This window comes from Leptospira sp. GIMC2001 (assembly GCF_028462125.1).
Lineage (GTDB): Bacteria > Spirochaetota > Leptospiria > Leptospirales > Leptospiraceae.
On record NZ_CP115468.1, the window covers coordinates 2,244,690 to 2,259,342 of the forward strand.

13 protein-coding genes are annotated in these 14,653 nt (G+C 37.5%); 5 read left to right on the forward strand and 8 right to left on the reverse strand.

The features are described from left to right. Window positions 1-10 precede the first annotated feature (10 nt). From O4O04_RS11960 to eno, 3 genes are read right to left on the reverse strand one after another with little or no spacing between them, the layout of a single operon-like run. Window positions 11-613 (reverse strand): ClpP family protease, encoded by a 603-nt coding sequence (locus O4O04_RS11960; protein ID WP_272531942.1) that lies wholly within the window; start codon window positions 611-613, stop codon window positions 11-13. 28 nt (window positions 614-641) lie between these two features. After that, window positions 642-1,085: a hypothetical protein gene (locus O4O04_RS11965; RefSeq protein ID WP_272531943.1), complete on the reverse strand. Its 444-nt coding sequence runs from the start codon at window positions 1,083-1,085 to the stop codon at window positions 642-644. Beyond that, window positions 1,086-2,378: a phosphopyruvate hydratase gene (gene eno / locus O4O04_RS11970; RefSeq protein ID WP_272531944.1), complete on the reverse strand. Its 1,293-nt coding sequence runs from the start codon at window positions 2,376-2,378 to the stop codon at window positions 1,086-1,088. It lies immediately after the preceding gene. A gap of 138 nt (window positions 2,379-2,516) precedes the next feature. Between eno and lepA the strand changes: the two genes are divergently transcribed. Genes lepA through O4O04_RS11985 form a run of 3 tightly spaced genes read left to right on the forward strand, consistent with a single transcriptional unit; the run spans window position 2,517 to window position 6,318 of the window. Continuing rightward, a complete protein-coding gene (gene lepA / locus O4O04_RS11975) occupies window positions 2,517-4,322 on the forward strand; it encodes a translation elongation factor 4 (RefSeq protein ID WP_272531945.1) in 1,806 nt (601 codons plus the stop codon). Next, entirely contained in the window at window positions 4,322-5,335 is a 1,014-nt protein-coding gene (locus tag O4O04_RS11980; RefSeq protein WP_272531946.1) for a hypothetical protein, read from the forward strand. Before lepA ends, O4O04_RS11980 begins: the two co-directional genes overlap by 1 nt. Before the next feature lie 26 nt (window positions 5,336-5,361). Further along, a complete protein-coding gene (locus tag O4O04_RS11985) occupies window positions 5,362-6,318 on the forward strand; it encodes a glycosyltransferase family 2 protein (RefSeq protein ID WP_272531948.1) in 957 nt (318 codons plus the stop codon). A 130-nt stretch (window positions 6,319-6,448) separates the two neighbouring features. Here O4O04_RS11985 and O4O04_RS11990 read toward each other — a convergent pair whose 3' ends face one another. The 3 genes from O4O04_RS11990 to O4O04_RS12000 are packed head-to-tail and all read right to left on the reverse strand — an operon-like array spanning window position 6,449 to window position 9,832. Beyond that, on the reverse strand, window positions 6,449-7,180 hold the full coding sequence (locus tag O4O04_RS11990; RefSeq protein ID WP_272536087.1) for a succinate dehydrogenase/fumarate reductase iron-sulfur subunit: 732 nt from the start codon (window positions 7,178-7,180) through the stop codon (window positions 6,449-6,451). Between the two features lie 11 nt (window positions 7,181-7,191). Then, entirely contained in the window at window positions 7,192-9,117 is a 1,926-nt protein-coding gene (locus tag O4O04_RS11995; RefSeq protein WP_272531949.1) for a fumarate reductase/succinate dehydrogenase flavoprotein subunit, read from the reverse strand. Between the two features lie 28 nt (window positions 9,118-9,145). Next, complete coding sequence (locus O4O04_RS12000) at window positions 9,146-9,832, reverse strand: succinate dehydrogenase cytochrome b subunit (RefSeq protein ID WP_272531950.1); 687 nt, start codon at window positions 9,830-9,832, stop codon at window positions 9,146-9,148. 181 nt (window positions 9,833-10,013) lie between these two features. Here O4O04_RS12000 and O4O04_RS12005 point away from each other — a divergent pair, with 181 nt between their 5' ends. After that, window positions 10,014-10,178, forward strand: coding sequence for a hypothetical protein (locus tag O4O04_RS12005; RefSeq protein WP_272531951.1), 165 nt, complete (start codon window positions 10,014-10,016; stop codon window positions 10,176-10,178). A gap of 503 nt (window positions 10,179-10,681) precedes the next feature. Continuing rightward, window positions 10,682-11,674, forward strand: a complete 993-nt coding sequence (locus O4O04_RS12010) for a DUF6976 family protein (RefSeq protein WP_272531952.1) — start codon at window positions 10,682-10,684, stop codon at window positions 11,672-11,674. A gap of 194 nt (window positions 11,675-11,868) precedes the next feature. On the opposite strand, the gene O4O04_RS12015 is transcribed toward O4O04_RS12010, so the two are convergent. Continuing rightward, the gene (locus O4O04_RS12015) at window positions 11,869-12,453 is read right to left on the reverse strand and encodes a hypothetical protein (RefSeq protein ID WP_272531953.1); all 585 of its coding nucleotides are present in this window, start codon (window positions 12,451-12,453) and stop codon (window positions 11,869-11,871) included. Window positions 12,454-12,976: 523 nt separating this feature from the next. Continuing rightward, window positions 12,977-14,563, reverse strand: a complete 1,587-nt coding sequence (locus O4O04_RS12020; protein WP_272531954.1) for a peptide chain release factor 3 — start codon at window positions 14,561-14,563, stop codon at window positions 12,977-12,979. Window positions 14,564-14,653 lie beyond the last annotated feature (90 nt).

Consider the following 14,653-nt stretch of genomic DNA (forward strand, 5'->3'; position numbering starts at 1 on the left):
TTTATTTATATCAGACGACGTCGATCTTATCAGCTTTTAGATCAACAATCCCATAAGCAATTGCTTGATCCGCATCCATATAATAATCACGATCCGTGTCTTCTACCATTTGCTCGTAAGTCTTACCGCAAGCATCAGCCAGGATATGATTGAGTTTTTCTTTGGTTTTAAGAATATCTTCCGCATGGATTTGTATATCTGTAGCGGGAGCAACAATTTGACCGCCTATAGAAGGTTGGTGAATCATAACTTTTCCACTTGGCCAGATATATCTCTGTCCTTTCTCGCCAGCGGCAAGTAACAATGATCCCATTGAAGCAGCCATTCCCATACATACGGTTATAACGGGAGACGAAATCATATGCATCGTGTCATAGATACACATACCCGAAGTAATCACACCACCTGGACTATTGATATAAAATGTAATTGGCTTTCCTGGATTCTCCATCTCAAGATAGAGTAATTTGTTTACTATATCTTTTGCGGAGTCATCCATTACAGCTCCCCATAAAAAAATCTTTCTTTTCTCGAGAAACTTCTTTTGGATGTTCTTGTCAGACATCATACTGCTGATAACTTCTTTTATACTATTATCATCTTCATCGTGCATAAATTATTCGATCCTTTAGAACTATATTCTAGGGCTTTAATTTGAGGAAAACTCCAATACATAAAAAAAAGGAAAAACTAATATGGAAAACCCTCAAAACATCCAACGGAGGAATCTTCTCCTCTTTGGTGCGAGACTCCCATAGTCTAAGCCAAAATTCTCTTGTATCCGTTTCCTCTGAATCATTAGACAACTCTAAGTCCCGAAATTTGAGAACCTGAGAGCTCTTCTCGGAAAAATTGCCATCTGTTTCTCGATTGAGGAAATTGCTGTCTCGTATGTTGGATTTTTTTTTCTCAATCAAATGACTCTGTTCAAATTCCAGTCTTTCTACTTCGAAATTCAATTGGGCGAGTTTTTTTTCTAGCTCCAATCTTTCCATATAACCTTTGGAACCAAGAAGTGCCTGGTAACTCGAATACGAGATTAGAATCAGAAATAAACTAGCCCAAATATGAAAGTACTTTCGCATTTAATTGAGGTTGTAAAAAGCCTCTCTGCCTCTATAAATCGCCTCTTTACCCAAGATTTCCTCAATTCGTAGAAGCTCATTGTATTTTGCAATACGATCTGTCCGCGAAAGGGAGCCTGTTTTGATCTGGCCACAATTCATAGCAACTGCGATATGCGAAATTGCTGTGTCTTCTGTTTCGCCGGATCTATGACTTACTACGGATGTGTATTTTGCTTTTTTCGCCATATCGATTGCAGCAAGTGTCTCAGTCAAAGTTCCAATTTGGTTTACTTTAATTAGAATGGAATTTGCTATTCCTTTCTTGATTGCTTCTGAGAGTTTCTTAATATTCGTTACAAGTAAATCATCCCCAACAGTTTGGATTTTGGAGTTTAGCTTTTGGCTTAACAATTTCCATCCGTCCCAGTCGTTCTCATCCAATCCATCCTCAATTGTGATTATGGGATATTTGGATATCAGTTTATCATAATAATCTACCATTTCCGCTGATGTGAATTCTGCATTTCCTTCAGCTGCAAGGACATATTTTTTCTTAGATTTATCATAGAATTCAGAAGCTGCCGCATCTAAACCGATCATGATGTCTTTGCCTGGTTTATACCCCGCCTTTTCAACTGCTTCTAGAATTGCATCAATAGCTTCTGGATTAGAATTTAAGTTTGGAGCAAAACCACCTTCGTCTCCCACTGCAGTATTCAATTTTTTATTTTTCAAAACGGTTTTGAGAGCATGAAAAGTTTCAGCACCCATTCTGAGAGCTTCCCGAAAAGTCGGTGCGCCAACCGGAACTATCATAAATTCCTGGAAGTCTATTGTGTTATCTGCATGAGCTCCACCATTGATGATGTTCATCATTGGAACTGGAAGTTCTTTACCAAAAGTTCCACCAATATAGCGGAATAGGGGAAGCCCTGCATGAATTGCACTCGCCTTAGCACAAGCAAGTGAGACTCCAAGAATGGCATTTGCTCCTAGATTTTTTTTATTCTCAGAACCATCTTCGTCAATCATAGCTTGGTCGATCGCCGCTTGATCGCGAGGATCCCGTCCTTCTAAAAGTTTGGAGATCTTTTTATTGACATTTTCTACAGCTTTGAGAACTCCTTTTCCTAAGTAGCGATTTTTATCACCATCTCTTAGCTCAACTGCTTCATGTTCTCCTGTGGAAGCACCGCTCGGAACACAGGCTCTACCTAGAGTTCCATTGCTCAATATAACATCCACTTCAACTGTAGGATTTCCACGTGAGTCAAGAATTTCTCGACCCAAAATTTCTTTTATTTTTATCACGATTCCATTTCTCCTGTTCCGGCTAATGACATGCTCCGTACTAAATGTATACGTTCCAGGTTTTTTTTTAACTTGTAAATTGTTTTTCCTGTTTCCTTCCGCCCGATTTCCTAGAGCCTGTTCTAAGAGGAGTTTTCTTTGGAAGACAGACAGGCATTCATTCGTAATTTTTCCATCATTGCACATGTCGACCACGGTAAGTCAACCTTGGCAGATCGACTTTTGGAAATTGGACTTGTAACAAACAATCGAACTAAAAAAGACCAAATTCTCGATTCGATGGACATTGAAAGAGAACGTGGAATCACAATAAAAGCAAACAATGCTTCTTTTGATTATACAGCAAAAGACGGACATACATATCACCTGAATCTAATTGATACCCCAGGACACGTTGACTTCAACTATGAAGTATCGCGCTCACTTCTTGCTTGCGAGGGCGTATTGCTCATAGTTGATGCAAGCCAAGGAGTTGAGGCGCAAACTCTAGCAAATCTCTATCTTGCCATGGAGTTAGATCTTAAAATCATTCCAGTGATGAATAAAATTGATCTTCCTTCAGCAGATATTGAGAAAACGAAAGAACTCATTGAAGATGCACTAGGTCTTGATCCAGAAGAGGCGATAGCTATTTCCGCAAAAACTGGTCTGAATGTACAAGATGTTTTGGAAGCGATTACCAAATTGATTCCAGCACCTAAAGGCTCAAAAGAAAAACCGCTGAAAGCGTTAGTTTATGATTCCTTCTTTGATAATTATATGGGTGTGGTCGCCAAACTAAGAGTATTTGATGGAAAACTCAAAAAAGGTGACAATATTCTCCTGATGAATGCAGATAAAGACTTCACTGTTACAGAAGTTGGAATCAATCGATTGGGACTTCTTCCTACAACTCACTTGGAAGCAGGAGATGTAGGTTATGTTGTTGCAGGTATCAAGAAAGTTGCAGATGCAAAAACGGGAGATACGGTTACTCTCAAGAATAACCAAGCTGATAGGCCTGTGCAAGGATTCAAAGATGCAAAGCCAATGGTTTTTGCTGGACTCTTTCCTATAAATGGAGAAGATTTTGATACCTTAGTTGATGCTATAGAGAAACTCAAATTGAATGACTCGGCAATTATATTCGAAAGAGAAAATTCTCTTGCTCTCGGATTTGGATTTCGCGTGGGATATCTTGGACTTTTGCATATGGAAATTGTGCAAGAAAGACTCGAAAGAGAATTCAATCTCGATCTTATCACTACAGCACCTTCGGTAAAGTATCGAATCACGGATGTGCGAGATAGCGTTCTAGAAATTGACAATCCTTCCAAATTTCCTGATACTCAATTTATAGCCAAAAGTGAAGAACCTTTTGTTAAGGCAACAATCATCACACCAGAAGAATATGTCGGAAATATCATGTCTCTTGTTATGGATAAACGCGGTGTTCATATGGACACGATGTATCTATCCAAAGAAAAAATTCAGCTTACTTACGAATTACCTTTGGCAGAGTTGATTTTTGAATTTTATGATAAACTAAAGTCCAATACAAAAGGATATGCCTCTCTTGATTATGAAGAGATAGGATATCGAGAATCCAAATTGGTCAAAATGGAAATCCTTGTAAATGGGGAACCGGTTGATGCGCTATCGACAATTGTTCATAAATCGAAAGCTGAAGAACGTGGACGATCCATTATTGAAAAACTCAAAGATATCATTCCAAGACATCAATTTATGATTCCGATCCAAGCTGCAGTTGGCGCAAAGGTTCTTGCTCGCGAAAGTATATCAGCACTTAGAAAAAACGTAACCGCTAAATGTTATGGCGGAGATATTTCTCGTAAGAAAAAACTTTTAGAAAAGCAAAAAGAAGGAAAGAAGAGAATGAAACAAATTGGTTCTGTTGAAATTCCACAAGAAGCTTTCCTTGCAGTCCTAAAAACCAGTGATTGATGTGGGAAATAAATAATTTCGGAGATAGTCCAATTTCTGATTGGGCAATGGTGGGAGCTCACCAAATTGTTCTTAATCGCGATGATCAATCCCCATTTGGATTTGGAACGAAAATCCGTAAATGGAAAGGAATTGAGAATCGTCTCAGAAATCAAACCGATCCAAGCAGAAATGTTTTGCTCTGTGGTTCGCTTCATGGAAATTATTTAGCCTCCTTTTCTTATCTTTTTCGAAAAGCATCCTACAATGTAACAAGTATTGGACTGAGTTACAATCCGAACTTTCAGTCGGCGAATTCTATCATTACCAAACATTCGTCGAATAATATCGTAATTGCAAATCGTAGCAATCTAAAGGAAACCACTCAAAATATTCTTAAAGCAAATCCCACGCTTATAGAAATTCCTCAATATGGTTTCTGCGATTCAGCGATGCTTGGACTCAATTCTCTTTGGATAGAAATCGAAAATCATTTCCGAGATAAAATCAGTAACATGAGTAGAAATAAAGAATTTCCAAACCAAATACAATTAGAAGAAAACAAATTCTCGTTTATTGTCTATTTAGATATTGGATCTGGACTGAGTTTTCTCTCAGCTCTAAATTACTTCCATAAGAAACCTATCATTTTGGTTAAAGGAATGGAAATTGCAGTTCAAGTGATTGGCATATGTTTGGGCGAGAGTAAAAAATCTTGGCTCGAAAAATATGAGTATCATCTAAAAATGTTAAATCTATCAGATTCCGATTTACCTAATCAATCCTTAATGGAAAAAAATATCTGGGAGGCAGATGATCTTCCTGGATTTGGAAAATCGAATGCGAAAATCAATCAGTGGATAACTACTAAATACAAAGAGACCGATATTTTACTTGATCCAATCTATTCTGCCAAATCCTTAATTGCAATTGAGAATGTTCTTCAATCATCCAAGATAAATTGGCAAAGTAGTTATGGGATATATGTTCATCAAGGCGGATTTTTAAATTTTTTGGATTTGGCTTTAAAATGATTTCGAAATTCAATTATTAGATTAAAATGAAAACGCAGCCCGATAATTCATTTTCACTTTCGTCTTCTGTGATCATTCCCAGTTTCAATCGGGCACATAGATTGGAGCGATGTCTACAATCAGTATTGAAGCAAACTGTCCTACCAACCGAAATCATCATAGTAAACGATGGATCAACAGACGACTCAAGAAAATTTCTTGATAAATTAGAAATTGACATCCAAACAAATTCTCGATTTAGAAGTCTGAGCATCAAAATTTTTCATACATCCAATAATGGAGTCTCAGCTGCAAGAAATCTGGGAATAGCTAAGAGTTCTTGTGAATGGATATTTTTTCTCGATTCTGATGATGAATGGTTAGATGAGAAAATCGCAATTCAATTGAATTTTCACAAAACCTATCCTAATTTCAAAATTTCCCAAACCCAAGAAAAGTGGATTCGTCGAGAAGTTTTTGTAAATCCAAGATTCAAACATAAGAAAGTGTCTGGTTGGATATTTGCACATTCTTTAGAACTTTGTAGCATAACACCTTCATCCGCTTGTATCCATAGAAATGTTTTTGAAGAGGTCGGTGGTTTTGATTCAAATTTACTTTCGTGTGAAGACTACGATCTCTGGCTCGCTATAGCTAGTATGTATGAAGTTGCTCTAATCGACCAAGAACTATTGATTCGCTATGGCGGAGAGCTGGATCAACTCTCAGCAAAATACAAGGCGATGGATCGATTTCGAATCTACGCATTATTGAAAAGATTACCTGATTTTACTTCGGATCAGCAACTAATGGCTTTAGAAATCTTAAAGACAAAATTGGGAATTCTCATAGAAGGGCGCAAAAAAAGAAATAAAGATTCGAATATTCTAATGGAAATTCTTTCGAATTTAAATAATAAAATCCAAGAAGATAAAAATCTAAAAGGAAGCCATATTCCCATTCATTGGAAAAAATTTCTGCTAAATGATGAAAACTGGGAATAATTAAGTATAGAATTAAGTTTTTCCCTAAGACAAAATCTACAAAAAAGGCTTCTTAGTTACGGATAACCAAGAAGCCTTAAATTCGCAGATACAATCAATATCTACAAAAATGTTAATTCTAAACTTTTTTCTAAGAGAGCAGATACTCTCGATTCAGCCTTGTGATGTTTTGAACGCTAATTTCCTTAGGACAAACAGCTTGGCACTCGTATTGATTCGTACAATTTCCAAATCCTTCCTCGTCCATAGCCGCAATCATCTTCTTAACTCGAGATTCACGTTCCACTTGACCTTGCGGTAAATAAGCTAGATGAGAAACTTTTGCCGAAACAAATAGCATCGCAGAAGCATTCTTACAAGAAGCAACACAAGCACCACATCCAATACATGTTGCTGCGTCCATCGCTTTGTCTGCATCTTCTTTTGGAATAGGAAGGGCATTCGCATCAGGAGATCCACCCGTGTTTACTCCAACAAATCCACCACTTTGAATGATTCGATCAAAGGCAGAACGATCCACCACTAGATCTTTTATAACAGGGAAGGCTTTTGCTTTCCATGGTTCAATAAAAATCGTGTCTCCGTCTTTGAAAGTTCGCATATGCAATTGGCAAGTAGTTGTGCCTTTGTATCCGCCATGCGCTAGTCCATTGATCATCAGGTTGCAAGATCCGCAAATTCCTTCGCGACAATCATGATCGAAGGCAATAGGATCTTCCCCTTTTTTGCTGAGATCTTCGTTTACAACATCCAACATTTCCAAAAAGGACATATGCTCACTTACGTTTTCTGCTTTGTATTCTTTGATCTCACCTTTGGCATCTTTGGATTTTTGACGCCAAACTTTCAATGTAAGTTTCATTGTATTAGCCATTACTTATAGCTCCTTACTGCTAGTTGAATGTTCTCATATTCCAGTTTTTCTTTATGTTCCACTGGAGCTTTGTCAACGCCTTGGAATTCCCAAGCCGATACATGACAAAATTTATCATCATTTCTCAAAGCTTCACCATCAGGCGTCTGGTATTCAGTTCTAAAATGTCCACCGCATGATTCTTCGCGGTTGAGAGCATCTCGACACATCAATTCACCAAACTCTAGGAAGTCGGCAACTCTACCTGCTTTTTCTAGTGATTGATTGAGTTCAGCTCCTGTTCCAGGAACTTTCACATTCTTCCAGAACTCTTCGCGAAGTTGCGGAATTTTGACCAGGGCTTCTTCGAGACCAGCTTTATCACGAGCCATTCCACATTTATCCCACATGATCTTTCCAAGTTCACGATGGAATTCATCTACTGTTTTGTTACCATTGATGCTTAGGAATTTGTGAATTCTTTCTTCAACTTCCTTTTCCACTTGTTTGAATTCAGGTGCATCATTCGGAATATTCTTGAATCCTTCTTTGGCAAAATAGTCACCGATCGTGTAAGGAATCACAAAGTATCCGTCCGCAAGTCCTTGCATAAGAGCCGAAGCACCCAAACGATTTGCACCATGATCAGAGAAATTTGCCTCACCCAAAACAAAAAGCCCTGGAATGTTAGACATTAGGTTGTAATCAACCCACAAACCGCCCATCGTATAATGGACTGCAGGATAGATTCTCATTGGAACTTTATATGGATTCTCTCCTGTGATTCTTTCATACATTTGGAAAAGGTTGTCGTAGCGATCTGCAATTACGTCTTCACCCAAACGATTGATAGCTTCACTGAAATCTAAATATACTCCCAGTCTTTTGCCACCAACTTCTGGTCCTACTCCGAGGCCTGCATCGCAAACTTCTTTGGCTGACCGAGAGGAAATATCACGTGGGGCAAGGTTTCCAAAAGATGGATACTTACGTTCTAGATAATAATCTCTTTCGTTTTCTGGTATATCACCTGGATTTCTTGTGTCGTTTGGTTTTTTGGGAACCCAAACACGTCCATCATTTCTAAGTGATTCAGACATTAGCGTTAGTTTCGATTGATAATCACCAGATGATGGAATACAAGTTGGATGGATCTGCGTATAACAAGGATTTGCGAATAGTGCACCTTTTTTATAAGCTTTAAAGGTTGCAGTTACGTTACAATTCATTGCATTGGTTGATAGATAAAATACATTTCCATAACCACCCGTTGCTAGTATCACAGCGTCGGCAGAATGAGAGGAGATTTTACCTGTAACCAAGTCTCGAACAACGATTCCTTTTGCATGTCCGTTGACTAAAACCAAATCCAACATTTCTGTTTTGGAATACATCTTCACTTTACCAAGACCTATTTGTCTAGATAGAGCAGAGTATGCACCTAATAACAATTGCTGTCCAGTCTGGCCTTTAGCATAAAAAGTCCGGGAAACCTGAGCTCCACCAAACGAACGGTTTGCGAGATGGCCACCATATTCACGAGCAAAAGGAACACCTTGAGCTACGCATTGGTCAATGATTTGTGTAGAAACCTGAGCTAGTCGATAGACATTTGCCTCTCTTGAACGGAAGTCACCACCTTTGATTGTATCATAAAAAAGCCTATAAACGCTATCACCGTCATTCTGGTAATTCTTTGCTGCGTTGATTCCACCTTGAGCTGCAATACTATGTGCACGCCGTGGACTATCTTGAAAACAAAAGCAAGAAACATTATAGCCAAGTTCTGCTAAGGTAGCAGCAGCTGAAGATCCAGCGAGTCCTGAACCTACAACGATCACTCTATATTTTCTTTTGTTGGCTGGGTTAACCAACTTGATATCCATTTTATGTTTATCCCATTTTTTCTCAATGGGACCCGATGGTGATTTAGAATCTATTGCCATTTAAATTTCTCCTATATAAAGAAAATGATTACTTAACAAAACCGAATAATACAGCCAAAGGCATGGAAGTATTACCAATAAAGATCAACAATGAAAAAGCAATTGCAGCTTTTCTGATATTTGGCTCATGCTTGGGACTATCAACCCCTAATGTCTGAAAAAGACTTGCGACACCATGGCTTAAATGCCAGCAAAGCAAACCAACTGAAAGAATGTAAAAAGCAGAAACAATCGGAACACTGAATCCAGATACAAACATTGCGTAGGCATCATGAACTTGCTCACCTTTTAGATTGTAAGTAAATTCTAAATATTCTGGATTGGTTACGCCCAATGTAAAATGCAAAAGGTGGTACACTATGAACGCCATGACGGTAAGCCCGCTCATAACCATAAACCTTGAAGCAGATGATGCTTGCTTGGTTTTCATATACGCATAGGCAACAGGTCTAGCTGCACGGTTCTCACGAGCAAGTTGAATTGTAAAACCGATATGCAGCAAAACAGCTACCAGCAATCCGATTCGTGCAACCCAAAGTAAAGGTCCTAAATCTTTTAAAAACTTCGCGTAGGCGTTGAATTTCTCAGGACCGATATAGACCTGGAGATTTCCAATCATATGGAAAATCACGAATCCAAACAAAAGGACTCCTGTGACTGCCACAACAAACTTTTTTCCAACCGAGGTCGTAAAATAACCCGAGGTAAAATTCATATATTGAACTCCTGAAACAATAAGTTGCTTGTATTTTTAATAATAGAAAAATTAGAACAAGTAGAGTAGGGGATATGGTGCATCCTAAGTCCTAAGATTCTAGATTTAGAGAGATAGGCAATTGAATTTTTGAACCACTATAAAAAAAGCTTCGAGTGGGTCTAATTTTTGAAAAGGAAAAATGCAATTCTATATAAATAATCAAGAAAGGGAAGCTCAAGGATTGTTAATTTTGAAAATGGTTGTTGAGAATCATTTTCAATTCCATTTATTCGAACGCATATCCCGCTCTAATCCAAAATTATCAGGTATTCCTTTCTTTCGCATGCAAAGCTTACTTACCTAAATACTGGGCAATACTAGATCCATTTTGATTCAATGTATAATTAATGCATCGTCTTTAAAAAATGATGCAATATTAGTATAATCTAAATTAAGCATGTAGTTAATAATCAGTGATGAAATTATTTATTCCAGATTTTGGCCTTGGTATTTTTTTTGTGAAATTTATTTCCATTACTTTCGTCTTATAGATATAGGTTTGGGTTAGTCTTATTCAAGTATAGGAGACTATATCTGATAAATATATAGAGGTCTATTTATGGTTGTCCCTGATGCAAATGATAAAATTTGGCACGAAGTCTTGTTGCAAGATAATCAATTCAATTTCGATTTTCTCGCTCTCCAATTTCTACTTATGAGATTGCGACTGAAAGTAAAATCTTCCTCCAACAATAACGATGTTATTAAGCAATGCGCAAATGAATTGTGTGATTTCTTTCAGAAGACAAATCATATTCCCAAATGCAATGCGGATCTAAAAAAAATAATGGGACTAGTGGCAGCATAATGAATAAAGAATTACATACAGTTGAAGCCGTTAATGCTATGATTCAAGATGGAAAGAAATTGATTCTTGCGGGAAGCGAGGAATCTCTTTCCAAATTAGCAAAGGGACATTGGATTGGTGGAACAATTCCTTATTTTATGACTGAATCAGGAGGAAGGCAATCTGAATCAGAAATATACGTTACTGAAATTCCCGATTTCGTAAAGAAGAAGGAACTTAGAACATACTCAGCATCATCACTAAAGGATGTTTATAAAAACTCACCACCAAATGGATTTACAATTTTGATCATTACGGCTGGTAGCAAAACTTTGGAATCTTTTGGACTCAATGCACCGTCCTATGAAAATTTTGGAACAACTCCTTTGATTGGATGGATTGCGGGTGTTCATTTGAATGATATTGAAACTAAGCAAGCAAAGGTTTTTTTTGGAGAATCTGGAAAGGTTATGGAAGATGGAGCGGTTGCTTTCCATTGCAGTCTTCCGGATAACAAATTTGCCGACATCGGCATCATCAATATATTCAAACAAAGCGATGGAGATACCTTAACTTTTGAGGAAGACGGATACGAATTTACAGATGTAATTATCAATGGAACAAAACGAAATTTCTACGACTACATAGTTGAGAATCAATTGGATACAAGATTGCCGTTGGTCGCAGATTATTTTGGAGCTATGATCAATGTCAGCTTTCAGAGGTTGGATTCCGACCAAAAGAAAGTATATTTTTACGCTCCACTTGTTAAGGGCTACAATTATAAAATCGCAGCGCCAATTGATGATTATGCTGAAGAATTCAATCGAAGGATTCTCGAACAATCAGAAATCAAAAATATCTATTTCTCCTGCAATTGTATATTGAACTATTTGCATGGTGAACTTGAAGGCAAAAAAACAAATGATTTTGCAGGTCCAATAACATTTGGTGAAGTCGGATACCAACTCCTGAATCAAACCCTTGTTCATATGACAATCGGTGATATTTAAAATTTTTGAAAAACAACAGATGAAAAATGGTTAAAAAAATTGATAGATTCTATCAATAAAAATTTATTATGCTACTTTTCGTCTGGTTGTGCAGACAACTTCTTAAACAAAGTGTTATCATGATATGATTGCCGGCATAAATTCACATCTAATCTTCACTTAATTTAGATAAATTATTTCAAGCATTGAGAAATCTATTCGCCTGAAGACTTCCCTGTAATTCCAGTTTTTTCAACCTTACCATCAACAAATTTATATGTTTCATAAGTAAATAACCTTTCATCGCCTTCAGTAGGCTCTTCGCCGGTCACTTTGTGAAATTGAAAAGTCTCATTCTCCCATTCAAAACTTAAATCACTCAGATAACTATCTTTGAAAACCAGTTTCCCTGAATGACAGTTCAGAAAAGCAATTGTTCTTGCCCCTGATCCGGTTCCAAAATCCAAAGCTGCATACTTATTGGTCTTTGAAAATTCAACACGAGATAGATCAGAAATTATGTATGGGTCATCAGGAAAAGATATTTCATTTTCAAACGAATGGGTTGCAATGGTAATTTTAGTCCCATCGGGAGACGGGATGATGGTGCAGCTGCCATCTGCACTCCGAACTGCGTCTTCTGGAAGATTACCTATTTCATTCTTATTTGAATTCTCGCTAGGTTCGATTTTTTGATTTTCCGCAGCTGAGATTTCACTGAGGTTTTCATTCTGAACCATATCTTTACAAGATAGCAGAAGAATCATAGCGACCGTAGTTATAAATAATCTATATTTCATTGCCGTCTCTTTGATTTAGAATAAGCTAAACAACTTTTATTCTTGTCCACAATGATGCTCAAATACGCAAGAAGTTTTATATATTAATTTAACAAATATTATCGAATCGTTTTGGAGAGCCAACACTAGTGGCGAATTGAAACTGTAAAGTGTTGAAATATCAGAAGCTTATTTTTACAATTGAAGAATAAACTAAAAATGTGTCACCTATGTGAGTGATCCAATGTGTTACCCATGTGCCTTTCTATACAAATGTGGACATTTTTAATGTGACATAATATACATTATGGGAAGTTGCCAATCCAGTATGTTATGACAGAAAAAATCATGATCAAATTCGTTTTCCGTAAATTATTGATTTTTTTTCCGAAAAATAGTTCAAAAATACTCAAATAACTTCAAATAAATAGAAATATTCGTTGGAATAATTCATTTTTCTTCGTTAAATCTTAAAGCAACGCCCAGTTGCGAATACACCTGATATTGATAAGCGATGGCATCTCTAAGAAGCCATCGCTTTTTTTTATACTTGGCTCGGGTGTTCCTTCAAACGGATGTCTGGGTGATTTTTCGAGAAATAATTCATATCCCATTCCGTCTCAAATAGTAGAGCTGAGATTCCATTTTTATCAGTAGCTAGATTGACATTGGATGGAAGCTTTGCGATGTCAGAGTCAGTCACCCAACGAGAAACCTGATAAGGTAAAGGGTTCAAATTGGTCTCGACTTTGTATTCATCCGTAAGTCTTCGCTGAAATACTTCAAATTGCATCCGACCCATAGCTCCCACAATTGGGCTTCCAGATCCGATCGTTTTGGATTGGAACAAATGTAGTATTCCTTCTTCAGCAAGTTGCTCCAGTCCTTTTTTAAATCCTTTAAGAGACTGCGTATCCTTACAGGAAAGCGTTGCAAAAATTTCGGGAGCGAATACTGGAAGTGGTCGCAAATCTGGAGCCTTACCTTCGGAAAGTATATCTCCAATCTGAAAAGTCCCAGGATTGATAACTCCAATTATATCACCCGGATATGCTATATCAACTGTATTGCGATCTTGTCCAAAAAATGCAAACGAACTTGCAAGCTTAACTGGTTTATCCAGCCTATTGTGAATCGCTTGGATTCCCCGTTCAAATACACCAGAAGTAACTCGAATAAATGCAATCCTATCTCTATGCATGCGGTTCATATTCGCTTGAACTTTGAAAACAAAAGCAGAAAAAGGAGATTCTACTGGATCCAAAAGATTTCCATCTAACAAAGGCAGATGATCTGGAGCAGGAGCAAGATCCAAGAATTCATTTAAGAAAAGTTCAATTCCAAAATTATTTACTGCACTTCCAAAAAATACTGGAGAACACTGACCATTCAAGAACTCCTGCTTTTTAAAACCAGTGAGTCCTTCTTCGATTAGTTCGATATCTTCTCGAAATCTCTGAACAATATCTGCATCGTAGTTTTCATCTAATGTTTTGTCCATGGCGCCGGAGATTTTGAAACTAGGTTTCTTGGATCCGCTCGGTGTTTTGTCAAAAAGATACAAAGTCTTTTCTGCAAGCGAATAGACTCCTTTAAAATCAGGACCAGTTCCTAAAGGCCAGACCAATGGAATTGCATTGATGCCTAAAACTTTTTCAATCTCATCGAGTAAGACAAACATATCCTTAGTCGGACGATCCATCTTGTTGATAAAGGTGAGGATGGGAATTCCCCTATCTCGACATACTTTAAATAATTTAATGGTCTGAGCTTCGACACCTTTTCCTGCATCGAGAACCATCACTCCTGTATCTGCTGCCATTAGCGTACGATATGTATCTTCGGAAAAATCTTCGTGTCCAGGAGTGTCTAGCAAATTGAGAACATGATCTTTGTATTCAAATTGGAGAGCAGCCGAACTGATAGAAATTCCCCTCTCCTTTTCCATAGCCATCCAGTCAGAAGTTGCTGTTTTTCGGTCTTTTTTGGCTTTTACCATACCTGCAAGCTGGATCGCACCACCATAAAGAAGAAGCTTCTCGGTCAGAGTGGTTTTTCCAGCATCAGGATGGGCGATAATTGCAAATGTACGACGTCTTTGAACTTCTTTTCGAAGCAGTGCAGGATTCATGGTTTAATTCCAATTTTTTAAAATTAAGCGCACTGTCAAGAAAGGATGTTTTTTAGGTTTTTTTCATTTTTACCGAGATTAGAAATAGAT